This is a genomic window from Paenibacillus sp. FSL R7-0026 (assembly GCF_038004485.1).
In the GTDB taxonomy this organism is placed as follows: domain Bacteria; phylum Bacillota; class Bacilli; order Paenibacillales; family Paenibacillaceae; genus Paenibacillus; species Paenibacillus xylanexedens_A.
Genome location: NZ_JBBORG010000001.1, coordinates 2,896,689 through 2,921,307, shown reverse-complemented (window position 1 = coordinate 2,921,307; position 24,619 = coordinate 2,896,689). Strand labels below are relative to the sequence as shown.

At 43.9% G+C, this 24,619-nt stretch carries 25 protein-coding genes; 4 read left to right on the top strand and 21 right to left on the bottom strand.

The window, feature by feature from the left end; all coding sequences use genetic code 11:
• Positions 1–2 precede the first annotated feature (2 nt).
• A complete protein-coding gene (locus tag MKY44_RS13225; protein ID WP_341007424.1) occupies positions 3–623 on the top strand; it encodes an NAD(P)-dependent oxidoreductase in 621 nt (206 codons plus the stop codon).
• 135 nt (positions 624–758) lie between these two features.
• On the opposite strand, the gene glyA is transcribed toward MKY44_RS13225, so the two are convergent.
• The 10 genes from glyA to MKY44_RS13175 all read right to left on the bottom strand — a co-directional run bounded on the left by glyA (position 759) and on the right by MKY44_RS13175 (position 10,719).
• On the bottom strand, positions 759–2,003 hold the full coding sequence (gene glyA / locus MKY44_RS13220) for a serine hydroxymethyltransferase (protein WP_341007423.1): 1,245 nt from the start codon (positions 2,001–2,003) through the stop codon (positions 759–761).
• A 25-nt stretch (positions 2,004–2,028) separates the two neighbouring features.
• Positions 2,029–3,234, bottom strand: a complete 1,206-nt coding sequence (locus MKY44_RS13215) for a benzoate/H(+) symporter BenE family transporter (RefSeq protein WP_341007422.1) — start codon at positions 3,232–3,234, stop codon at positions 2,029–2,031.
• A gap of 19 nt (positions 3,235–3,253) precedes the next feature.
• The gene (locus MKY44_RS13210; protein ID WP_341007421.1) at positions 3,254–3,997 is read right to left on the bottom strand and encodes a YggS family pyridoxal phosphate-dependent enzyme; all 744 of its coding nucleotides are present in this window, start codon (positions 3,995–3,997) and stop codon (positions 3,254–3,256) included.
• A gap of 326 nt (positions 3,998–4,323) precedes the next feature.
• Positions 4,324–5,256 (bottom strand): ribose ABC transporter substrate-binding protein RbsB, encoded by a 933-nt coding sequence (gene rbsB / locus MKY44_RS13205; protein WP_036615972.1) that lies wholly within the window; start codon positions 5,254–5,256, stop codon positions 4,324–4,326.
• A 14-nt stretch (positions 5,257–5,270) separates the two neighbouring features.
• Positions 5,271–6,233, bottom strand: coding sequence for an ABC transporter permease subunit (locus MKY44_RS13200; protein ID WP_370511443.1), 963 nt, complete (start codon positions 6,231–6,233; stop codon positions 5,271–5,273).
• 10 nt (positions 6,234–6,243) lie between these two features.
• Positions 6,244–7,725, bottom strand: a complete 1,482-nt coding sequence (locus MKY44_RS13195) for a sugar ABC transporter ATP-binding protein (RefSeq protein ID WP_341007420.1) — start codon at positions 7,723–7,725, stop codon at positions 6,244–6,246.
• Positions 7,726–7,739: 14 nt separating this feature from the next.
• A complete protein-coding gene (gene rbsD / locus MKY44_RS13190) occupies positions 7,740–8,141 on the bottom strand; it encodes a D-ribose pyranase (protein WP_341007418.1) in 402 nt (133 codons plus the stop codon).
• Positions 8,141–9,019, bottom strand: coding sequence for a ribokinase (rbsK, locus tag MKY44_RS13185; RefSeq protein ID WP_341007417.1), 879 nt, complete (start codon positions 9,017–9,019; stop codon positions 8,141–8,143). The genes rbsD and rbsK overlap by 1 nt, the downstream gene beginning before the upstream one ends.
• Positions 9,012–10,001, bottom strand: coding sequence for a LacI family DNA-binding transcriptional regulator (locus MKY44_RS13180; RefSeq protein ID WP_341007416.1), 990 nt, complete (start codon positions 9,999–10,001; stop codon positions 9,012–9,014). Before MKY44_RS13180 ends, rbsK begins: the two co-directional genes overlap by 8 nt.
• 310 nt (positions 10,002–10,311) lie before the next feature.
• Complete coding sequence (locus tag MKY44_RS13175; RefSeq protein ID WP_341007415.1) at positions 10,312–10,719, bottom strand: cupin domain-containing protein; 408 nt, start codon at positions 10,717–10,719, stop codon at positions 10,312–10,314.
• 200 nt (positions 10,720–10,919) lie between these two features.
• Here MKY44_RS13175 and MKY44_RS13170 point away from each other — a divergent pair, with 200 nt between their 5' ends.
• Both MKY44_RS13170 and MKY44_RS13165 read left to right on the top strand, forming a co-directional pair.
• Complete coding sequence (locus tag MKY44_RS13170) at positions 10,920–11,480, top strand: TetR/AcrR family transcriptional regulator (protein WP_100526221.1); 561 nt, start codon at positions 10,920–10,922, stop codon at positions 11,478–11,480.
• A 157-nt stretch (positions 11,481–11,637) separates the two neighbouring features.
• The gene (locus tag MKY44_RS13165; RefSeq protein WP_341007414.1) at positions 11,638–12,600 is read left to right on the top strand and encodes a DMT family transporter; all 963 of its coding nucleotides are present in this window, start codon (positions 11,638–11,640) and stop codon (positions 12,598–12,600) included.
• A 103-nt stretch (positions 12,601–12,703) separates the two neighbouring features.
• Here MKY44_RS13165 and MKY44_RS13160 read toward each other — a convergent pair whose 3' ends face one another.
• The 9 genes from MKY44_RS13160 to MKY44_RS13120 form a co-directional block, all read right to left on the bottom strand.
• Positions 12,704–13,846: a DUF4309 domain-containing protein gene (locus MKY44_RS13160; RefSeq protein WP_341007413.1), complete on the bottom strand. Its 1,143-nt coding sequence runs from the start codon at positions 13,844–13,846 to the stop codon at positions 12,704–12,706.
• Between the two features lie 297 nt (positions 13,847–14,143).
• Positions 14,144–15,277 carry a serine hydrolase domain-containing protein gene (locus MKY44_RS13155; RefSeq protein ID WP_341007412.1) on the bottom strand — a complete coding sequence of 378 codons (1,134 nt, stop codon included), beginning with the start codon at positions 15,275–15,277 and terminating at the stop codon, positions 14,144–14,146.
• Between the two features lie 331 nt (positions 15,278–15,608).
• Entirely contained in the window at positions 15,609–16,193 is a 585-nt protein-coding gene (locus MKY44_RS13150) for a nitroreductase family protein (protein WP_017688522.1), read from the bottom strand.
• Between the two features lie 29 nt (positions 16,194–16,222).
• Positions 16,223–18,193 carry an AraC family transcriptional regulator gene (locus MKY44_RS13145; RefSeq protein WP_341007411.1) on the bottom strand — a complete coding sequence of 657 codons (1,971 nt, stop codon included), beginning with the start codon at positions 18,191–18,193 and terminating at the stop codon, positions 16,223–16,225.
• Positions 18,194–18,374: 181 nt separating this feature from the next.
• Positions 18,375–18,569 carry a hypothetical protein gene (locus MKY44_RS13140; RefSeq protein WP_017688524.1) on the bottom strand — a complete coding sequence of 65 codons (195 nt, stop codon included), beginning with the start codon at positions 18,567–18,569 and terminating at the stop codon, positions 18,375–18,377.
• 148 nt (positions 18,570–18,717) lie between these two features.
• A complete protein-coding gene (locus MKY44_RS13135; protein WP_338708805.1) occupies positions 18,718–19,032 on the bottom strand; it encodes a DMT family transporter in 315 nt (104 codons plus the stop codon).
• A 2-nt stretch (positions 19,033–19,034) separates the two neighbouring features.
• A complete protein-coding gene (locus tag MKY44_RS13130) occupies positions 19,035–19,376 on the bottom strand; it encodes a DMT family transporter (RefSeq protein WP_341007410.1) in 342 nt (113 codons plus the stop codon).
• A gap of 251 nt (positions 19,377–19,627) precedes the next feature.
• The gene (locus tag MKY44_RS13125) at positions 19,628–20,500 is read right to left on the bottom strand and encodes a YitT family protein (protein WP_036670902.1); all 873 of its coding nucleotides are present in this window, start codon (positions 20,498–20,500) and stop codon (positions 19,628–19,630) included.
• Between the two features lie 90 nt (positions 20,501–20,590).
• Positions 20,591–20,947, bottom strand: a complete 357-nt coding sequence (locus MKY44_RS13120) for a MerR family transcriptional regulator (protein WP_253508360.1) — start codon at positions 20,945–20,947, stop codon at positions 20,591–20,593.
• Positions 20,948–21,058: 111 nt separating this feature from the next.
• Between MKY44_RS13120 and MKY44_RS13115 the strand changes: the two genes are divergently transcribed.
• The gene (locus tag MKY44_RS13115; protein ID WP_341007409.1) at positions 21,059–21,832 is read left to right on the top strand and encodes an SDR family NAD(P)-dependent oxidoreductase; all 774 of its coding nucleotides are present in this window, start codon (positions 21,059–21,061) and stop codon (positions 21,830–21,832) included.
• A gap of 185 nt (positions 21,833–22,017) precedes the next feature.
• Here MKY44_RS13115 and nspC read toward each other — a convergent pair whose 3' ends face one another.
• Complete coding sequence (gene nspC, locus MKY44_RS13110) at positions 22,018–23,145, bottom strand: carboxynorspermidine decarboxylase (RefSeq protein ID WP_062834375.1); 1,128 nt, start codon at positions 23,143–23,145, stop codon at positions 22,018–22,020.
• Position 23,146: 1 nt separating this feature from the next.
• A complete protein-coding gene (locus MKY44_RS13105) occupies positions 23,147–24,385 on the bottom strand; it encodes a saccharopine dehydrogenase family protein (protein WP_341007408.1) in 1,239 nt (412 codons plus the stop codon).
• Positions 24,386–24,619 lie beyond the last annotated feature (234 nt).

Sequence of the window (24,619 nt, the reverse complement as noted above, 5' to 3'; positions counted from 1 at the left end):
TAATGAAAATTTTAGTGTTAGGAGCCACCGGACGGGTTGGAAGTCATTTCGTCTCTAATGCCCTACGTTCCAATCATCATGTAACTGCACTGGTTAGAAGCCCGGAAAAGGTACAAATCAACGATGACAATTTCGTTCTGCATCAAGGAAACGCTTTAGTCAAAGAGGATATTCATCACGCCATACAGGGTGTAGATCTCGTTGTTAGTTCCTTAAGTACCGATGGAACGACTACATTATCGCAATCCATGGGACATATTGTTGAGGCTATGGCTCAGGAGCGTATCAAAAGAATCATTACCATTGGTACAGCAGGAATATTGGAAAGTCGAGCGGATCCTGGCTTGCTTCGTTTTCAATCCCCTGAGTCCAAACGTAAGTCCACGCGAGCAGCTGAAGAGCATCTGGAGATGTACAACATTCTCAAAGCTTCAGAGTTAGAATGGACCATTGTGTGTCCTACCTACTTATTTGATGGAGAATCTCTCGGTAAATACCGGGTTGAGCGCGACTATTTGCCTGACGGTGGAACTTCTATATCTGTAATCGATACTGCGGAGTTTGCTTATCAGCAATTAATGTCTGATGAGTATGTACAGTCTCGTGTAGGTATCTCCTACTAGGGCGTCTCCTAAATCTCAATTAAGGTATATCTCTTCGTTCAAAAAAGTAAGTTTCAATATAAACACGCAAATTACGAGCCTGCAATTGTTATCCATTAGGAACAATTGCAGGCTCTATTAGTGTCTGCTGTTGAGCTATTTAAGCCCTTCATATAGAGGAAATTGCGAAGTGATTTCACGGACATTTCCTAATATCTTTTTTTTCACATCCGAGTTCTTTGGATTTTTAAAAGCAAGCCCTATCAGCTGAGCAATTTCTTTCATTTCCCTGGCTCCAAGCCCTCTTGAAGTCATAGCCGGAGTTCCAAAACGAATACCGCTCGTAACCAAAGGACTTGCCGTATCGTGAGGGATTGCATTTTTATTCGCCGTAATCCCTACTTCATCCAGTAAAGCTTCGGCTTCTTTGCCTGTAAGGCCCATAGTTCGTAAGTCAACCAACACGATATGATTATCTGTTCCTCCCGATACTAGGGTGAGTCCTTCATTTATTAAAGTTTCTGCCAATACGTTGGCGTTATTCAGTACACCTTCAATATATGTTGTGAACTCGGATTGCAATGCCTCACCTAATGCCACCGCTTTCCCCGCGATAACGTGCATGAATGGCCCACCCTGGGTTCCCGGGAATACAGCTTTGTCGATCGCCTTTGCCCAGGACTCCCGGCACAAAATGGCTCCCCCTCGTGGTCCTCGTAAGGTCTTGTGTGTGGTGGTTGAAACAAAATGGGCATGTGGTACCGGGTTAGGATGCAAACCTGCCGCAACAATTCCTGCTATATGCGCCATATCTACAAAGAAAAGAGCTCCCACTTCGGCGGCAATCTGGGCAAATAATTCAAACTCAATGGTCCGCGGGTATGCACTTCCACCTGCAACAATCATGCGTGGACGATACTTATAAGCAAGTTTACGTACTTCGTCAAAGTCAATGCGGCCCGTCTGTGCATCGACACCATATGGAACAAAATTATAAAACCTACCTGAAAAATTAACAGTACTTCCGTGTGTTAGATGACCACCCTGGGATAGATTCATGCCAAGTATTGTCTCACCAATCTCAACCGAGGCAAAATATACTGCCATGTTGGCCTGAGAACCGGAGTGAGGCTGCACATTCGCATGTTCAGCGCCAAAAAGTGCTTTAAGGCGGCTATTTGCTATCTCTTCGACTGTATCGACATGCTCACATCCGCCATAATATCTTCTGCCCGGATATCCCTCCGCATATTTATTGGTCAATACTGAACCCGTTGCTTCCATCACAGCTTGACTTACAAAATTCTCTGATGCAATCAGTTCTATCGTATCCCGCTGCCTTCCAAGCTCTTGCTGGATAGCATTTCCTACGACTTTATCTTGCTTCTCCAAATGTTTCATGAACATCTTCCTCCCAACCTTACGGTTATCTATTCGTTCCAAATTGTTTTTTGGGAAATTTACTATTCATCAGTAGATGTGCCATCATTCCTGCAAACAGTCCCCAAAATGCACCACCCACGCCAAGTAAAGTCACATTCGCTGCTGTCGCCAAAAACGTAATCAATGCAGTTTCACGTCCCTTAGGGTCCGTTAATGCATTGGCAAGACTGCCACCGATGGTTCCAAGTAAGGCCAATCCCGCTAATGTTGCAATAAAGGTAGCAGGAAGAATCAAAAACAGAGCAGCCAATGTTACGCCAAAAATGCCGACAAAAATATAAAAAACACCACAAGCAATACCTGCAATATAACGTTTGGTTGAATCCTCATGTGCATCCTTTCCTGTACAAATCGCTGCTGTAATAGCTGCCACATTAAAAGCATGTGATCCGAATGGGGCTGCAAGAAGCGAACCCAAACCTGTTACGGCCAAAATGGGATTGGCACTTGTCTTGAATCCATCATTACGCAGAACAAGCATTCCGGGCATATACTGCCCTGTCAAGGTAATAATGAACAGCGGTAGCGCAACGCCAAGTAAAGCATTTAACGAAAATGCTGGAACAACAAATACAGGCGATGCTACCGCCAATTGGATTGTACTGAAGTCTGTTTTCCCCATGCATATCAAATAAATCAAACCAATTGCCAATATGCCAACAATGGCGTAACGGGAAGTAAACCTTCTTAGCACGATATAGCCTGCAAACAGTACAATCACAAGCAAAGGATCTACCTTCGCCCCTCCAAAGGCCGATATCCCAAACTGTAGCAAAATACCTGCTAACAATCCGGAGGCGATGCCTGGGGGAATAAGTCGAACGAAACGTTCAAACATGCCTGACAAACCTAAAATAATAAATCCGACTGCCGAAATCATGTAAGCGCCAATAGCTTCTGGATAAGGGGTTACTGCTAATGCTGAAACGAGAAACGCCACACCCGGTGTCGACCAGGCTGTAATAATCGGTTCCTTGTATCGATAACTGAGCCATATCCCCGTTACTCCTACCCCAATCGAGATGGACCAAATCCAGGAAGCGGTCATTTCCGGGCTTAAACCAGCGACTTTTGCAGCTTGAAAAACAAGGATAAACGTACCCCCGTAATTAACAATTACGGATATTAAAGCGGCGATCACCGGAGATATCAAATCACGGCCGCGTAACGAAGCGGATGCTGTCTTCATATCTAACACTACCTCTCACTTAATCATCGATGCGTGTGTTTTCATTCCAGTAATACTCGTCCGGTAAATAGCGTTGACCAAATACACTTGTCCCTACACGTATCATTGTAGCTCCTTCTTCAATGGCGACTTGGAAGTCACCAGACATACCCATCGATAAAATATCCATTTCTACGCGTGGAATATTTTTCTCTTTAATCTGTGTACGGATCTGGTTTAACAATCGAAAACAATGTCGTGTTTCTTCGTTCGTTGCATTCAGTTTCCCAATGGTCATTAAACCTTTCACGTTTAATGTCTCGAATTGAGACAACTGTTCTACAAGCTCAACGGCTGTTTCTGGAGAGGCACCAAATTTACTTTCTTCGTAGGACGTATTAATTTGCACAAGAATGTCTATGGTCTTATTCTCTTTGAGAAGCTGGTTATGTAACGCTTGACCCAGTTTCAGACGATCTACGGAATGGATGAGAGTAACATATTTAACTACGTCCTTTACTTTATTTGTTTGCAGATGTCCGATAAAATGCCATTCCACCTGTTTGCTTTGTTCCATGAGTGGGAATTTGTCTCGGAGTTCTTGAGCTTTGTTTTCTCCAAACAGGACCTCGCCTGCTTGAATAGCTAATTGTAATTTCTCTAGCGGTACCGTTTTGGTCGCGAGCAACAACTTGATGTCCTCTATGTTGCGACCTGAAGCCTGGCAGGCCAATGCCATTTGCTGTCTTACAGCTTGAAGATTTTCTTCTACTAGCTGTTTCATGTCAGCCACCTTCTTTCTATTCCAAACAGGAATGAATCAATGAGATTAGCTCCTCCTTATGTATTGTGAAGACTGTGTGGAACGTCTTGCTAGTATAGCAACGCATGGACTGGATATAAATATCCAAAAATGCTATTCTGGAGCAGTCCAAAACGACAAAGTGGACATTAATTCAATTGGGGCAGCTTTAATATGCTTTTAAAAGTCAATAATCTGATTGATGTGATGCCCGCACGCTTCTTCCAAAATGAAAAAAGCCGCTAATTTAGCGGCTTGTTTTAGTCCTATGTTCATGTCCAAAACGAAGATACATGTTTTATGATGATTTACTCATTCACATTTTCCTTGGTTACCAGCTTTAATTCAGCGGGAATCGATGACTCCACCTGCTTGCCACTGAGCACATCCAGAGCTGCTTGCAGCGCCAGTTGGCCAATCAGTATAGGTTGCTGAGCGACTGTTGCTGTCAATTTCCCATCCTGAATGGATTTGATTGCATCATCATTGCCATCGAATCCGATGACCGGAATGTCTTTACCTGAGCTTTGAATCGCTTCAATCGCACCAAGTGCCATCTCATCATTATGGGCAAATACTGCCTGCACGTCAGGATTACCCTGAAGCAGATTCTCCATGACATTTAATCCTTTGGACCGATCGAAATCAGCAGATTGTTTGGAAACCACATCAAGTTGCTTGTCAGCCACTTCATGGAAACCTTTACCCCGTTCTCTTGTTGCGGAAGCGCCAGGTACACCCTCAAGTTCAATGACTTTTGCTCCCTCACCCAACTGTTCCACAAAATATTCAGCTGCCATGCGTCCACCTTTAACGTTATCAGATGCCACTAGTGCCGCCACTTCGCCTTTATCTGCGGAGCGATCCAGCGTGATTACGGGAATGCCCACACTATTAGCGGATTGAACCGCTGTGGAAATCGCTGCAGAGTCCGCAGGGTTAATTAGCAGTGCACTAACGCCTTGCTGAATGAGATCATCCACATCATTGGTTTGTTTGGCTGAATCGTTCTGCGCATCCACCACGATGACTTGTATTCCCTGTTTTTTGGCTTCAGCCATTACCCCGTCCTTCAGTGATACAAAGAATGGATTGTTCAGTGTAGATATCGACAAACCTATTTTCTTCTGTCCGTTACTTTTGTTTGGGTTAGGTTTCGCCCATTCCGGTGGCTCCAGAGAGCACCCGGCCAGAACGATGATCATCAGCATACTTATGAGTGTTACAGTCCACTTTTTCATATTCGCTTCTCTCCTTATGCTGTTTTCTTGCGGTCCAACAGGACAGCAATGGCAATGACGATACCTTTTACAACCATTTGATAAAATGAGTTTACTTCAAGCAAGTTCAATCCATTATTCAACACGCCGATAATCAGAACACCGATTAGTGTACCAACGATGCGTCCGCGTCCTCCAGCAAGACTTGTACCACCCAATACAACTGCTGCGATCGCATCCAGCTCGTAGGATGTACCTGCCGTTGGTTGTGCTGAATTCAAACGCGATGTCAGAATTGCACCTGCCAGAGCAGCGAGCATACCTGTCAGGGAATAAATCATAATTTTCACGCGATTTACTTTGATACCCGAGATAATGGAAGCTTTCTCATTACCGCCGATGGCATACGTTTTGCGGCCAAAAGCCGTTTTATGCAAAACAATCCACAGAATCATGAAGGTAATCAGCATCGTAATTGCAGGTACCGGAATGCCCAGCAGGTAACCGCGGCCAAACAGTTGGAACAACAGGTTATCCCCGAGTCCTGTAATTGGATTACCATTGGTGTACACCAATGTTAGTCCTCTGAATATCGTCATGGTTGCCAATGTAGCGATAAACGGAGCCATTTTACCTTTGGTGATCATTAGTCCGTTCACCATACCCATGACACCACCGAGTGCTACACCAATAATGATGGACAAGATCGGATCGAGACCAGACAACATCATATTTGCTACAAAAGCACTGGATAAAGCCAGGATTGAGCCGACCGACAGATCAATTCCACCCGTCAGGATAACAAACGTCATACCAAAGGCAATCAGCGCATTAATCGAGACTTGACGCAATAAATTCAAGATATTAAGCGGTTCCAAGAAACTTGGATTCAACACCGATACGATGAGAATAAGAATGATTAAGCCAAGCAGCGGTCCCAATTTTTGTATCACGTTTGAGAAACGGAATCCGCTTTTAGCCGTTTTGTTTTCCTGCATTGTTGTCATATCACTGTCCCCCTGTGGCCAATGTCATTATGTGTTCTTGTGTTGCTACTTCCCTTGCAACCTCGCCACTGATGTGTCCCTCATGCACAACCGCGATCCGGTCACTCATGCCGAGCACTTCAGGTAGCTCCGACGATACCATGATGATTGCAACACCGCGGTCTGTCAGTTCATTCATCAATTCATAGATTTCGCGCTTCGCTCCGACATCCACTCCGCGTGTGGGTTCATCCAGGATAAGTACGCTTGGACCGATACCAACCCATTTCGCAATAACCACCTTCTGCTGGTTCCCCCCGGATAGATTCCTTGCTGCCGTTTCGGAGGATTGTGTTTTGATCTGTAGACGTTTGATCAGTGTATCTACGAAGTCTTGTTCTTTTGAAGTTGAGATGAAACCTTTGCTTGAGAAACTGAACAGATTTGGCAACGCCATATTCTCGCGAATAGAGAAGTCTAGTACCAGCCCCTCATCCTTGCGGTCTTCAGTAATAAACCCAATTCCATATTTCACTGCATCTGCCGGTTTACGAATGTTCGCTTTTTTGCCGCGGATGAAGATTTCACCGCTATCCAACGTATCCAAACCAAAGATGGTTCTCATGATCTCTGTTCGTCCAGAACCCATGAGTCCTGAGAAACCGAGTATTTCCCCCGCTCTCACAGTGAAGTTAATATTCTCGAATAGACCTTTGCTGCTTGCATTCCTTACTTCGAGGACAACTTCTCCATAAGAAGGATTACGGACAGGATAACGCTCGGTAAGTTCACGACCTACCATTTTCCGCACCACTTCATCAAAGCTTGTCTGTGGAATAGCCTGTGTGTCTACCGTTCTTCCGTCACGCATGATGGTAATCCGGTCACAGATCGTGAATATCTCCTCCATTCGGTGAGAAATATACACGATGGATACGCCTTCCTTCTTCAGCGAGCTGATTACACCAAACAGCTTTTGGATCTCACGCTCCGTAAGTGCTGCTGTTGGCTCGTCCATAATGATGACCTTGGCATCTGTCATTAGCGCTTTGGCAATTTCAATCATCTGTTGCTGCCCGACAGAGCACTCTCCCGCAGGACGTTCCAGTGGTATGTCTACGGAAAGCTTCGCGAACTGTTCTTTGGCAAGCGTTTTCATTTGTCTTGTATTAAGCAACCCGAACGATGATGTCAGTTCCTTACCAATAAAGAGATTATCCAGCACCGTCATTTCAGGCCATACATTCAGCTCCTGATGTATGAATGTGATACCCAGTTTCTCGGCTTCCTTCGGACTTGCAAAATAGTTTTCTTCTCCGTCTATGGTGATGGTTCCCTGATCACGCTGATGAAGACCAATCAGAATATTCATCAGCGTGGATTTGCCGGCTCCATTCTCCCCCATCAGGGCATGAACTTCACCATCTTTTAGTTCAAAATCCACTCCGCTCAGCACCTGATTCGTTCCAAACGCTTTATGAATGTCTTGCATCTGAATGTGCATTACGCAACCTCCTTTTAACCGAAATGGACTCCCGATTGTAAAATGCAATTAGCATAGGGTGTGGCTTCACCTGTGCGGATGACCGCCTTCACCTGCCGGGTTAATGCTTTGAATTGTTCATGGCTGACGGAAGCTTCGATTGCTTCTACTCCGAATTTTTCTGTGATGAATTGCATAGCTACGGGATTGCCTTCGCAAATCTCTTCAGCCACAATGACTTTCTCAATGACCATATCTTCAGCGATCGCTTCCACCACTTCGCGAAAACTTGGTGTTCCCAGTTTGAGGGCCAGATCGATTTTGAGTACCCCGTCCGGTACCGGCAGACCTGCATCCGCAATCGCAATCATGTCCGTATGGCCCAGATCAGACAGAATCTTGGAAATGTGACTATTCAACATGCCATTTCTTTTCATTACAAGCTCTCCTCTACTTCATCACGCGTTGGCATGCCGCCCTGCGCACCGAACTTGGTAACGGACAACGATGCAGCCCGATTGGCGAAGCGTATACTCTCTTGTAACGCTTTTCCTTCAGCCAAAGCAACTGCAAATGCGGCATTGAACGTATCCCCTGCCCCAGTAGTATCGACAGCCTCAACTTTATAAGTTGGGACTAGAATTTCTTCAGTGCCATCAAAGTAACGTACACCTTTACTGCCCTCCGTGATGAACAACTTGTTTGGATACTGACGTAATGCCTGTGCCGGACTCATGCCCTGAAACAAAATCTCAGCTTCATGCTCGTTCGGCGTGATATATGCGGCATTGTCGATCACTTCTTGCGGCAATGTTCTCGCCGGAGCGGGATTAAGCAGTAGCGGTGTTCCGAATTCTGCACACAATGCACTCACATGCACAACCGTTTCCTCCGGAATTTCCTGCTGAATTAATACGATATCTGCATCGCGGATCACTTCAGCTGCTTCATCGACATATGCAGGAGTGACTTCCCGATTCGCCGCTTCAACCACTACGATACTATTATCACCTTCTGCCAGAATGATATGAGCCGTTCCACTTTCTAAATGTGTAACCGGTTTCACATTTTGCGTATTTACAGCATTTGCTCTAAAGTTCTCTAAAATATCTTTGCCAAAGGCATCTTCGCCTACCCGGCCGATCATCGCAACCTCGGCACCCAGTCGTGCAGCGGCAACAGCCTGATTGGCTCCTTTGCCACCTGGAACCGTTTTGAAGCTATCGCCAAGAACGGTTTCACCCGCCCCCGGCCGTCTTGACGAAGTAACAACCAGATCCATCGAACTGCTTCCAATTACACATATTTTAGCCATCTGATCTCACCTTTCTCGTAGTGCCCCGTTCGATGAAACTTACGGGCAACTGTATGTTTTTGTTCTCTACTGCAGCTTGTTCCACAAGCTGGATAAGTAATCCCGCCGCTTCTCTTCCCATCTCGTATGCTGGCTGATGAATGGTGGACAATGCCGGCGATAACAGGCTGCTCATCGGAATATCATCGAAACCAATCACTTGTACGTCATCAGGAACCTTTCTTCCAATCCGTGATGCCTCATGCAGTACTGCCATGGCTGCGATGTCATTGCTGGCAATGACGCCGTCTGTGTCCGCGTACTTTCTGAATAATTCTTCAGCCCATACCCCTGCCTCGTTAATTGAAAATGAGGTCGTCTGGATTACCCGGTAGTCTAACCCAGCATCACGGATGATTTCAATCGCTCCTTCAAAACGATCTTGAGCGGGTCTGATCTGTGACGGTCCCTGCATAACTGTGATCCGGCGACTGCCGCGTTTGATAATCTCCCTTGCCGCTAGTCTTCCACCTTCCCTGCCATCCGCATACACGGATGGACGATCCAGTGAAGTTCTGTCCAGAAACACCACGGGAATCTTCAGTTTTTCATATATTGAAGAATGAGGGTAGTTCGTTGAAGAGATCACACCAACCACGTTGTTCTGGATAAACGTCTGGATGTAATCCTGCTCCTTCCGTTCATCCTCATCACTATTTCCAAATATCAGTCTGTAATCCTGCTCCTGCATCCGGTCCTCTACGCCGCGGGCCAACTGCGGGAAGTAAGGGTTCGTAATATCCGGCAACAACAGGCCAATCAGTTTGGATTTACGCTTATATAATGAGCGAGCCACTTCATTTGGCGAAAAGTTAAGCGCCTTCACAGCATCTTCCACTTTCTTGCGTGTGTCCGCATGAACATAACCTCTATCATTAATGACTCTGGATACGGTGGCAACAGATACGCCAGCCAGTTGAGCTACGTCTTTAATTGTTGTCATAAGTTGCTCTCCTCTATGTGTAACCGGTTACAGACATTAAATTATCATATTATTTTCAATTTGACAAGCGTTTTCATTCTGGAAATTTCTCCAAGTATACATAAAGTGCACTGGAATCCATCTATATCATGGTTTCTTCCTGCCAGGGAGATTGATACTTCATAGATGTAAAGAGCCATCACTCGATTAAAATTCAGAGTGATGGCACCCAGATCAACATAAGAATCAGCAATCTCGCTGAACTTAACTAGCCTTTAATTTAACAAATTAGGATTAACATTTTCGAATAAATCAATTCATAGCGTTTATTTTATAACTCCCCGTATACTTCATCTGTAACAGGTTCCAACCATTCCGGTGTACCCGCAGTGATTGCAATGTGTTCAAACCAACTATCTTTAGCGGCCCCATGCCAGTGTTTTATACCATCATGAGTCACAATAACATCGCCGGCTTTTAGGAATTGAGCAGGTTTTCCTTCTTCCTGATACCAACCTTCCCCACCAGTCACTAACAACAGCTGAAATCCACCGCGATGGATATGCCAGTTATTTCTGCATCCCGGTTCAAACGTTACATTCCCAACACCCACATTCACTTTGGGATCAGCAACCAAGGATTGGAGATAACTTTGCCCTATGAAATATTGCGAAAATGCTTCGTTTTTTTCTCCTACCGGGAATATCACTCCATCTTTAACTTCTTCATGTTTAGCCATTTTATTTCCTCCAATGTGATCTTATTGATTAATGCGTCCTGCTCCTATGTTGACCTAAATATGATTACACACATACGTGCGATATCGCACATTCGTGTATAATATAAAATAATTGCACTGCCTCTGCAAGGATCAAATGATGCAGATCTGTGCCTTATGGCGCAAGGAAACAACATTTGTGCAATTACTCTCTGGAAAGAATGGTGATTACTATCGTTTCTATTACAGATCGAAGAATACTAAAGTCTCAGGAAGCGATCAAATCCGCTTTTATCAAACTCATGAACGAGAAACCTTTTGATACCATTACGATGCAAGATATCTCTGATCATGCAAATGTCGGCCGCAGAACGATATACCATCACTATTCGGACAAATTTGACTTGCTGGATAAATTAATTGAAGAACATATTGATGAACTAAGAAGATTGTGCAAAGAAGCATCCGATCTGGATTTTATAGAAAGCAATGTACTTTGGTTCGATTATTTTGAAGTTCATTATTCATTCTTCTCGGCTATGTTACTGAGTAAAGGAGCCCCTTTTTTCCGCAATCGCTTCCTGGCACTCGTCATTGAAGAACTGGAAGATGAGGTGAATGTAACGGAGGGCAAAAATAAAGGACTAACGAAAGAAGTTATTCTCACGTTCTTTGGTACAGCAATCGTTGGTATCGTGGAATCCTATTTCACGAATGGATTACCCCGGCAACCTCACATTGTCGCAGAACAAGTTGGGATCTTATTAGAAAGAAATCTATAACCAAGGCTCCTCATAAACCGTTCCTTCTTGATATTCTTACCACCTGGGGAGCGGTTTATTAATTATCATTACAAACATTGGCGTTATGTGATATGGTCAGTGAAGATATTAGATTCGTACATACATATGTGCATGAAATGCGAGGAGAAGATCGAAAGTGATAGAGAGAAATACCCTTGAGAAACCAAGTAAGTTTAGTGATCCCATTTTTGTCATGCTCGTGGCAAGCCTATGTTGCTTGTTATGGGGAAGTGCGTACCCATCCATCAAACTTGGATATATTGCATTTAACATAATTCCGGAAGATATTGCTTCCAAGTATGTATTTGCAGGATACCGGTTTACACTGGCGGGTATGCTGCTCTTGCTCCTGTCTCGTATCGTTAGAAAACAGAAGCTCCAATTAACCAAGCCCCAGTGGACAGGCCTCATCTTGTTAGGTATATTGCAAACCGGTTTGCAATATATGTTTTTCTACGTTGGCGTAGCCAATACGACAGGTGTCAAAGGCTCTATTATGAACGCAACTACGACCTTTTTCAGTGTTGTTCTGGCCCATTTCATCTATAAAAACGACAAATTAAGCAGAAATAAAATCGTTGGCTGCTTGCTCGGATTCATTGGTGTAATCATCGTAAACTTCCATACGGATCTGCTTGCTTTTTCCTTTTCATTCACAGGCGAAGGGTTTGTTATTATAGCAGCACTTGTTTTTTCCGTTACGGCCCTTTACGCAAAACGTCTCACCGCTACGATTGATGTTCTGATCATAACAGGTGTCAGCCTGTTCGTTGGGGGACTGGTACTTACGCTGTTAGGTCTATCACTCGGCGGTCGGGTTACTCATTTCACCCTGGAATCCACCAGTAACTTAATCTACCTAGCTTTGCTGTCATCTGTCGCATTTTGTCTATGGAATATGCTTCTCAAGTATAACAAGGTGGGAAGAGTGTCTGTCTATAACTTCCTAATCCCTGTGTTTGGCGCATTGTTATCGGCGTTATTCCTAGGGGAAACGATCTTGGAACTGAAAAATCTGGCTGCATTACTATTCGTGTCGGTTGGCATTTATTTAGTCAATCGTGTACGTTCTGTGCAAAGCTCTAATAACACTCCATAAAATAGACAACCGTCCATCTCATGGATAACAAAAAAGCCGCTAATCAGCGGCTTTTTTTGTAAATAAGAATACGATACACTTTTGTTTCTTACGATGTTATAGCTTAATATATACTCGTAAAATCAATCAAGTCCTCTTCTTCCTCATAAGTGAATACAATGGCGTGATTACCCAATTGGTATACCATCTCATAACCAACCACGACTTCATTGTAATATTCTGAGGAAGGTTTTCCCATCCATATTTTCACATTCCGTGGTGAAAGATTCTGCTTTTCATTGTACAAATCAAAAACGGCAATACGTGATTTATTGGTAAGCTCGTGCATGTATGAATCAAACCCGACGCCGAATTTAGAATAAAAATAGTACGCTCCCCATTCCCCGTTTGAACGAGAATTGGGTTTCCCCAGCTTTTTTTGCGCATTTTGAAGCGTCATACCAATCTTGATGTCCGTCCGGCCTGGCAGCACACCCTTTAAAGCGGCTTCCTTTAGGCTTTTCAGGTAAGCGCGATCGCCAACACCCGAGTTTGGCCAAGCTTCTGAACGAAGGTTACGCGTATCTTCCAACCGTAATTCCAATTTGTTCACATTCAGCTTAAACGTATCAACTCCATAGACAAATTGAAGGTTGTTGTAATTTTTGAACTGTACTCGGGCACCTGAAAGAGTACGGATTCCATCATCTCTGCTTGCAGAGTAGGAATCGTCGATTTTTTTCCCCTTATTATCGACATATGTTACACGGCGCAATTCCCCGGAACGAACAATATACGTTTTCACCTCATTAAAATTAGAAGTTCCCCAATCGGTGATCATCAGCATGTCTGGTGTACTAGCCTCTTTGCTTTTCACAACGAAGTTCCAGGTTTGAGGCAAAATAATCGTATTCAGATCCAGTTTAGCTGCCTGAACAGTTCCGTATGCTGCACCTTTTTTCAGCAAGGCTGCACGATACGTGCCTGAATAACTCTTGTCGCCTTTTTTATTGTTGGTCCAGCCATTTTCTTCAGTCAGCGTGCTCTTCTGTTCATCATAAGCGAAAATATAAACGGTGTAAGCCGTTTGTTTGGCATCACGAAGCGTAAATGAAAGCCGGCTCATACTTTCGAGCTGTTTGGCGGAGATTTGCTCTCCTTTGGCAGCGGCATTGGACGGTAGCAGGAGCAATGCGCTCAGAACATAGGCGATTAAGGTAAGTAAGGCCAGAGAAGCCCATTTTGCGTTGTGTTTAGGGTGTATCATCGATGACTCTCCTTTGAGTAAAAAAAATAACAATCTAACAACTCTTTTCTAATTTTAAATCGTGCACAATCTCAACATTCAAATAGGTACTTGCTAGCGTGTAATCTTGATCAAACTATGTAAATAATTTAAGTTCATGTTCAATAAGCATATCCTCCTACTAGTACTATTTTCCTAAGAATGATAACATACCCTTTCTAATAAAGAAATAACAATCTAATGAATAGATTACAACTCATATAACATAAAAAAGCCGCTATTTAGCGGCTCTTCAAGTAACTTCGAATACGATATGATTTATAGACAGGAGTAAACCACATTACGTAAGCGTCGTTGAACGTATGGTTCCTGACTATTCAGCAGGTGCTGTGCATACATAACTGTAAGCTCTGAATCCGGATCAATAATAGCCATACAACCAGCAGCGCCGCTCCATCCAAATTCGCCAATTGGACTCAGTGAGCCGCTTCCTGCTTTGGAGATATGTGTGCGAACACCCAGTCCATAGCCGTATCCATACATATGATCCCAGGAATAATCAGCACGAGTCATCTCGTTCAGGTGGTCCGTTCGCATCAGTTCCATTGAAGCTTGTGACAGAATGCGCACGCCTTCGGGACTCGTACCATGCCCAGTAAGCGCGTTCAGAAAACGTGCATAATCGCTAACGGTTGATAGCAACCCTGCACCGCCGCTTTCCAGCTCGGTACCCACACGGAATCCATTGCCGTCCAAACGTACAGCCTTTTCAAGCTCATCATTGTAAGCATACTGTGGAATCAGGCGCTTCTGCTGCTCATCGTTCAGATTAAATGCTGTATCGTTCATGCCAAGGGGTCCAGTAATTTCGTCTCGCAGATACGTACCAAAACGTTTGCCACTTACCACTTCCACCAACGCTCCTAGCACATCATGGCACATGCTGTAATTCCAGTGTGTCCCTGGTTCAAACAACAACGGTTCTTTTGCAAGCGCTCTCGCGAAATCACGTGTTGGCAGTGTTCCGTCGGTGCTTTTTACAGCTTCCTGAATGCTCGGACTACCCACGTCATACGAGAACCCGGCAGTCATGGTGAACAAATCACGTACTGTAATGGCTCTTGTCGCCTTTTCCAGCCGGATCTCGCCGTTCGCCATCGTTTTCTTTACCGTCATCTCAGCATACTCTGGCAGATAATCAGACAGTGGGTCGCTTAGCAGCATTTCACCTCTCTCAACCAGTTGCAATCCTGCCACGCAGGTCATAATTTTGGTCATGGAGTATAGATTGAAGATCGCTCCATCACCGATCGGTGTTTTCTCTTCCAGATTGGCGTATCCATTACGATAATGGAAAACGGTATCATTTCGATGCATCACCAGCACTTCTGCCCACGGTATACGCCAGGATGTAATGCGGTCGATAAATGAAGCAAGCGGTTTAAAGTCCATTTTTTCCCGTCCTTCTATGTAAAATCGTTTATCATTTTGCGATGTGGTACATGTTCACTCCCACAATCGACATATTATTAATATACGACCTTTTACAAGGATTGACCACCACCTAAATGGCCTCAACCATCCATTTATTGACCGCCGAATTTGTATTTCACTTCGTTCATGATTTGGCAGGCAGTGTGAGATAACGTTAATCAGAAACAGTTTGAACTCCTCAATGTCTGACATCCAATCAACATCGATATTCAATTATGCAAAAAAGCCGCTATGTTCGCGGCTTACAATGAGTTCGCTTCACAGCTCGGAACCGTATGAAGTATCACTACTACTGTACTTCTGCTCTTGCCGTGGAGACAAAGGTCATCAATTCTTCTACGGGTGTGCGAGGACGAGGTTTGGGAACCTTGTTTGTATCAAAATACCCCAGATGAAGTGTGCCAATGATTCTCTCCCCTGCTTTTACACCTGTCTTGGCGTAGAAATCAGGGTCAAAATTATATTCATTCGTCTTCCACACTACGCCGATATCCTGCTCCCATGCCAGGAGTTGAATATTTTGAATAAGGGCAGCACTAGCCCCCACAGCATCTTCCCATACCCGTTGTCTCGGATCAGCCTCAATCACAACCAGCAGATGGGCTTGGATAGATTCGCAATAGTCCTTTTGCAACTTCTCTGTCCAGCGCTCCCGCTCATCTTTGGAGAACGTATGTAGCACCGCATCAGCAAATTGCTTCCGACCTTCTTCTACAAATAATATGAAGCGCCATGGCTCTTTACGGGAATGAACAGGTGCCCACACGGCCGCTTCCAGCAAGTGCATGATCGTTTCTTTCGCCAGCGGTTTGCCATTGAACTGACGAATGGTTCTTCGTTCACGAATAATCTTTTCCATTACAGACGTTTCCATAAGGGGGATCGTCCTCCTGTCTTGTTTTCTTATTGGGTAAGGAAACTCACCGCTTCTTCTATAATCTTGCTCTGTCCAATGGGTCCTCCTGGACCTTGGAACCACAAGCCGTAGTCAACGATGTAGACATTGTTGTTTTTAACAGCATTCAGGCTCTTCCACACTGCTGTTTTTTGCAATTCTGTCGTTTCATTCTCGTCTGATGACAACAGGAAAATATGATCCGGATTAATCGATGGTAACGACTCCATGGAGATTACTTTCATTGAATCTGTCGGGTCAGGTATGGATACAGGAGGTGTCAGGCCTAGATCGTCGTACAGAACCTCATAGTTTCTTTTACTGTAATAACGCACTTCTTTATCGGATAAACGCAGGAACATCACGGTCTCGTCTCCGATGGATTGCTTGATTTTCTCACGGGCTTCTGCAGCCTTCTTTTCGTATTCTTCAATGACCTGTTTGGCCTGATCCGTCTTCCCTAACATATCTCCCATATGTAACAGGCTTGTCTTCATACGAATAATACCTTGCTCGTCCTGCAGCTTCTCTGCCAGCAAGGTAGGCGCAATTTTGCTGAGGCTGTCATAGGCATCACTCATGAAATCCTGACCGATAATCAGGTCTGGCTCTGCCGCCAATATGCTTTCGTAGTTGGGATCAACCTGCCAGCCCAGATTTTCTTTTCCTTGTAGTTGATCGGACAGGTAGGTAGGAAACTCATCACTCCCCTCCTCATTACTGGATGCTGCCTGGGGTACAATACCGAGTGCTAACAAATAGTCAGTTGCAGCCGGGAACAACGAAATAATATGCTGAGGATCACCTTTGATGACAGTTTCCCCCCAAGGATGTTTAACAACACGCTCCTGTACTGCTGATTCGGTGGATTGCGCGACTTCGGTGGTTGGAGCATTGTTACCGCTTGTTCCATTACTGCTTGTTGCTGAACTGCCCTGAGAAGGGGAACAGGCTGATATTAATAATGTAAGGCTGAGCATCAAAAGCAATGCAACGGGTTTTCTCGATCTCATAGATGTAAGTGATTCTCCTTTTGAGTTGTATTGATAATAATTATCATCATCAATAGGATCATAACCGCGATGCATGGGACTGACAATGGACAATTCTGATTCTTGGATAGCATTATTCTGACCGGTTGGCAGGGCGATACATTTTTGTTTGAACCGACCTGGTGAAAGGCCAACATGCTTTTTAAATAAACGATTAAAATAGATCACATCCGGAATGCCGATTGCCTCGGCAATCTTCTGAAGAGATGCATCTGTGTGCAACAGGAGCTCCTTGGCTTTGTACATCCGTATCCGAGTTAAATAGGTAATCAGACTGCTGCCTGTCTCTTTCTTGAACGTTCTCGACAGATGCCCTGCACTGCAATCCAGAAGTTCTGCGAGCGGATCGACCATAACGGGCAACATGTAGTTCTCTTGAAGATAACGAACGGCTTGAGCAACCAGATCGGGCTTGGCAGTCTCAATCCCTTGTGCACTTAACTGCCTCATTAATTCATTAATAAATTGATAAAATAACGTCTTTACCTGAAATTTCGAGAACGCATCCGTCCGTTCCCAATGTTGCTCTATTCTTTGGACTTTATCATATAAGTCAATGGGATAGCTTGGGGCGAAAGCATATTGCACATGAAACGGGACATGTTGCCTGAGCAGAGCTTGATTCTCACGAGTATTGGATAACGACAAATTAGCCCGGTAAAACATCAAATAAAATTCGAATGAATCCTCGTTCAGGGAGATATTCATCCAAACCCCCTTGCCTCCATGTAAGACTTGCATCTGATCGATCGTGTACATCGTGTCATCCAGCGTAATCGTTGCATTGCCGCGAACTGTATATATAAAACCGCTAATTGGAAATCGATAGGCATGGATGGGTTCGCCAGCGCGCACGACGACGTGACGCACATCCCATATTTTAATTGAGGCCAGATTCCATAACTTCACATGCTCTTCTACGTGCATCTCTTCCTTCACCTTCCACAACCCATTAAGTTAGCAAAACATCAGCAAAATCAGCGGATACTTTCACTTTTCTCCATTCTATCGATAATCATTCTCAACTACAACATATATCTTCCTGTTCAATAAAATGCTTCGCACGAATAAGCCGATCCAATAAAGGATCAGCTTATGTTGTAACGTTTTAGACTTCGCCGCGTCTGTTCTCAACCGATTTCATACGGTTTTGATCATCTGGTACCCGGTCAACACTGAACTCTTGACCAGCCTCAACCTCACCATGACCTGAAATATTTCGGGAAAAATTAGTGAACTGTCTTTTTTGTTCATCCAGTTCATGTTTTTGCTTCAAAAGCTCTTGCGGGTCCTGCTTTGTCACTATGCTAACCTCCCATACATACTTGAAGTCATTTGAAGTCATGCAATTTAATTCGCACTACTGAAGTTTTCCATAAGAGAGCTGTACTTATGCATGAATATATATGAGATGGATATCGTTCCGTTGTTAGTGCAGCTAATTTATACAATTAAGAGACTAGTTTCAATCCCACAATACTGACAATAATCCCACTAACGATAGCCAACTTCTTAGCATTTTTGGGCTCTTTGAATACATACATCCCTAATAGTACACTGCCCGATGCCCCAATACCTGTCCAGATTCCATAACCAATGCTGATTGGGATCTCTCTCAAAGACAGGGAAAGAAAAATGAAACTTAATGCCAGAAACATAGCGAACATCAATGTATGTTTCAATTTGGTGAATCCATCTGAAAGTTTCAGAAATATTACACCGCCAACTTCAAATAAACCAGCTAAGATCAAGAAAAACCAACTCATATCTATACACCTGCCTTTGGTTTAGGTTCATTGGAAACAAATTTCAGACCGATGATGCAACTGATTAATATCATGACCAGCACGATTTTGATTGCACTTATGGAGTCCCCCAAAAAAATCATTCCCACAATTGCGGTTCCAAATGAACCAAGTCCGGTAAACACCGCATAAGCCGTTGATACAGGAAGTACTTTAGTGGATTTTGCAAAGAAGTAGAAGCTGCCAATCATTAACATAACCGTGGGGATTACAATCTCGATTTTCGAAAAACCATCGGAGAATGACAAACCTAATGCCCAACCTACCTCTAAAATCCCTCCAAGAATAAGGAATAACCACGCCATAAAACATTCTCCTCTTCTGCATTCATATTGTCGTTTTGTAATCAACTTTTACATTCGATAATGATAGTAATTTGTATCATTTGATATAATAATAAACCACATTTATTTTATTTGCAAATTTAAATATTCGTATCAAACCGACAAGAAAATCCGCCTGTTAAAACTCCAAGTTACGCTGTGAACATACAAAAAAAGCCAACCAGAAGTTCCTGGTTGACTAACTACGTATAAGTTAATTTTGTTTTTCGGAATCAGTGAATATCTTTCTTTTTGAAATTGCCGCCTCTCACTTCAGCTACATCGTATACGACTACAAAAGCAGTTGGGTCAATTTCATGAATGATATCTTTAATTTTACTCTCTTCCATCCGGTTAATGACACAAGTAATTTCCTTGAATTGCTCATTAGAGTAGCCACCGTAAGCCTCGGTATACGTTGCTCCACGGCCTAAGCGGTCCCGAATGGTTTCCACCATAATCTCAGGTTGATTCGTAATAATTTTAAACGTTTTGGAGCCGCTCAATCCCTCTTCAACAATATGTATTACTTTAGAAGCAATAAAATACGCAAGTCCTGACAAGATCGCGCCTTGCAGACCAAACACGGTAGAAACGACAATAAATACAAACATGTTGAGGAACAGGATGAGATCACTGGTTCCAAAAGGTACTTTTCGCGAAAGGAGTACAGCCAACATATCTATGCCATCCAATGCCCCGCCATTACGTAATGCAAGTCCCATACCAAAACCGATGATAATCCCGCCGACAACCGTAACAAGCAAGGTATCGCCTTCAATGATGGTTGGTACATGGTGCATCAGACTGGTGCTGATTGCCAGTGAAGCAATACCGATGATGGAATATAACGCGAAGCTTTTACCGATTTGCTTATACCCGAGCCACACAAATGGAATGTTAATAATCCCGATGAGCATCCCCAGTGGTAATCCGAACAACTGTGATCCTACGATACTTAGACCTGTGACACCACCATCTGAGACATTATTCGGGATCAATATGGCTTCCAGGCCATATGCCGTTATAAATCCCCCAATGATAATCAATAATACTTTGGAGAGGATCTTTAACTTGTTTGACTTTTGTTTTCTGTTTTGATGCATTGCATTTCCCCCTTGATGAACAACCGATAAAAAACAGTCTATAATAAAAATCACTGTTTTGGCAATAGATCGTCATTTGTGTGTGTTAGTTCATTGTCCGATGAGCGTTCGATACGACGAAATTTTATGCTCAAGCATCTCATCTGCTGTGTTAAGTATGTGCATCTGTTTTTGAATCGACTCTTTATGCTCCTCCAGCAGCTTCAAACGATCCGCCGCCGTATGCTCCCCTTCCTTAAACAAGGACGCATACTTCTTAATAATAGCAATGGGCATTTGAGTCTCTTTTAATTTGATCACAAATTGCAGCCACTTCAGGTGTGACTCGTTGTATCGCCTGTCTCCACTGGCATCTCGGAGAGGAGTTACAATCTGTTCCTTCTCATAATAACGCAACGTATGTGCACTGATATGGAGTAATTCTGCCACTTCACCTATGGTATGCATGGTTAACCTCCCCTCCATTTTCCCGCTTGACTTAGAGTAAGCTCTAATCAGTATAATCAACTCGTGGTCACATCACAATAAAAAATGAAATCAGATCCAGGAGGAATTCCCATGAAATATACAGTGATTACCGGTGCCAGTTCAGGCATTGGATATGAAGCGACTTTAGCTTTTGCAGCTCGTGGCAAAAATATGATCCTGGCTGCACGCAGAACCGATGAATTGGACAAATTAAAAGCAAAAGTAGCTCAAATCAATCCTGCTCTGGATGTTGTCGTTCGTACAGTGGATTTGTCCATTGCCGCTAATGTGCATGAATTCTATGAGAGTCTTCAGGCTTACTCCATTGAGACGTGGATTAACAACGCCGGATTCGGGAATTTCGCTTCCGTTGGCGAACAACACCTGCCAAAGATTGAGCAAATGCTTCATCTTAATATAGAAGCTCTTACGATTCTTTCTTCCCTGTATGTACGTGATTATGCAAATGTTGATGGCACACAGATCATTAATATCTCCTCTGGTGGTGGATATACGATTGTAGCCGATGCAGTAACCTACTGCGCAACCAAGTTCTATGTTAGTGCCTTTACGGAAGGACTTGCGCAAGAGTTAAAAGGCAAGAACGCAGCGATGCAGGCCAAGGTGCTCGCTCCGGCTGCAACCGAGACGGAATTTGCGAAACATTCCTTTAATGTAGATGAGTTTGAATATGAAGGCAGGGTTCCCAAGTTCCATACAGCGGAACAAATGGCTGGATTTTTGCTGGAGTTGTATGACAGTGAGAGTGTAGTGGGCATTGTGGATGGGTTAACATATGACTTTGAACTAAGAGAACCGATCTTTCCATACGCTGCGAGAGCAGCCTCGAAACCACAAAATTAACCCGAAAACTGAAGTCGAAGCTAAGTCGGCTCAATACCGGTAAACATTCATCTAACCTCACTGATAAACATCATTAAATGTAATCGTTAAACTTCAGTTAACGTTAAAAAGGGAACCTGTCTCCAGGTTCCCTTCTTTGTATTTATTTTCAATTCTATATTAATACTTACTATATAATGAAGTAATTATGCCAGCCTCATTTTGAAATCCTGATATCCGAATTCGCGAACAACTTCGCAATCGCCGTCTTTTCTTTTGACTGCAATCGCTGGAAGCGGCATGCCGTTGAACGTATTGGTTTTCACCATGGAGTAAATCGCCATGTCCTCGAATACCAGACGGTCGCCTTCTTGCAAAGGCTGGTCGAATGAATAATCCCCAATTACGTCACCAGATAGACAGGTTTGTCCACCTAAGCGATACAGATGAGCCTTCTCGCCCACTTCTCCCGAACCGATCAGCGGCGGGCGATATGGCATTTCCAGCACATCCGGCATATGGCATGTAGCTGAAGTATCCAGAATGGCAATGTCCATACCGTTCTTATGGAAGTCCAGCACAGAAGTCACCAGATAACCCGCATTCAGCGCAACAGCTTCTCCCGGCTCCAGATATACTTCCAGACCATAGTCGTTCTGCATACGCTTGATGCATGCTTCCAGTCTTGGAATATCATAATCTTCACGTGTGATATGGTGTCCACCACCGAAGTTGATCCATTCCATTTGTGGCAACCATTGTCCGAACTTCTCGACCACTGCATTCAGCGTAGTCTCCAGATCGTCGGAGTTTTGCTGACACAGTGTGTGGAAGTGAAGTCCAGAGACACCTTCCAACAAGTCTGCATCGAAATCCTCCAGTTTCGCGCCAAAACGCGAACCCGGAGAACACGGATCGTAGATCTCGTGTCCTTCTTGGGTAGAGCATTCAGGGTTGACGCGCAAGCCGACCTTACGGCCAGCTTGAAGCGCCTTATCCTTGAATTTTGCAAGCTGTGAAAATGAGTTGAAAATAATGTGGTCGCAGATGGAGAGAATCTCGTCGATCTCTTCTGCGCGGTATGCTGGAGCAAAGACATGATTCTCTTTGCCCATTTCCTCATGGCCCAGACGCGCTTCATACAAACCGCTTGCCGTTGCACCGCTCAGGTATTCTCCAATCAGCGGATACATCGCAGTCATGGAGAATGCTTTTTGAGCCAGCACGATTTTGGCACCTGTACGCTGCATAACACCGTTCAGGATTTTCAGGTTTTTCTCAATAAGCGCCTCGTCAACAACAAAACATGGTGTCGGTAATTGCTCGAACCGCATTTTAACGAACAAGCTCCGATTCTTTAACTTCTTCTGGCAGCTCATCAACGAGTACCGGGTTGAAGTCTTCTACCCATGGGAGGCCCCATTTGTTCAACTCTTCCATGAATGGATCTGGGTTGAACTCTTCTACATTATATACGCCTGGTTTGTTCCATTTGCCTGTCATGATCATTGCTGCACCGATCATAGCTGGAACGCCTGTTGTGTACGAGATTGCTTGGGAACCAACTTCTTTGTAGCACTCTTGGTGATCACAGATATTGTATACATAATATGTTTTGTCTTGACCATCTTTTTTGCCTTTGAAAATACAACCGATGTTTGTTTTACCCACAGTACGTGGTCCAAGGGATGCTGGATCCGGCAGTACTGCTTTCAGGAATTGCAGTGGAATAATTTGTTTACCTTCATATTCAATAGGCTCGATTGAAGTCATGCCTACATTTTCAAGAGCTTTCAAGTGAGTCAGGTAGCTTTGACCAAATGTCATGAAGAAACGGATACGTTTCAGACCTGGCATGTTTTTTGCCAAAGATTCCAATTCCTCATGGTACAACAGGTACATGTCTTTCTCGCCAACTTCTTTGAAGTCGTAGACACGTTTGATTTCCATCGGTTTTGTTTCGATCCATTCACCATTCTCCCAGTATCTTCCGTTCGCAGATACTTCGCGAATGTTGATTTCAGGGTTGAAGTTGGTTGCGAACGGATAGCCGTGGTCGCCGCCATTGCAGTCCAGAATGTCGATGTACTCAATTTCGTCAAAGTAGTGCTTCAGGGCATAAGCGGAGAATACGCCAGTCACACCTGGGTCAAATCCACTACCGAGCAATGCAGTGATGCCTGCTTGTTCAAAACGCTCTTTGTAATCCCATTGCCAGCTGTATTCAAACTTCGCTGTATCATGTGGCTCATAGTTCGCTGTGTCCATGTAATTTGTTTTAGTTGCAAGACAAGCATCCATGATTGTCAGATCTTGATACGGCAAAGCAAGGTTCATAACGATATCAGGTTTAACTTCGTTGATCAGAGCGATCAGTTCGTCAACATTGTCAGCATCTACTTGTGCTGTTGTAATTTTTGTTTTTCCGCCGTCCAGCTTGGCTTTGAGTTCATCACATTTGGATTTTGTACGACTCGCGATGCAGATTTCCTCAAAAACTTCGCTGTTTTGAACGCATTTGTGTACTGCCACGGAAGCAACGCCGCCGGCGCCGATGATTAGTGCTTTTCCCATTTTACATTCTCCTATCCCAATATGTATTTTTTTAAATTGGTTTAATACGGTGACAACAAGACAACAAAAAAAGCAAGGTGAAAAATGCTCGCAATCGCGCATCATCACACTTGCTTATCGATATACATCATAAAAAAGACGTGAAGTCTCCATGACCAAAAAAGTTCACAAGAACTCCTTTGGCGGAAAGCTCCTTCATGTATATCAATATTGGATCAGAGTCTATATAGCAAA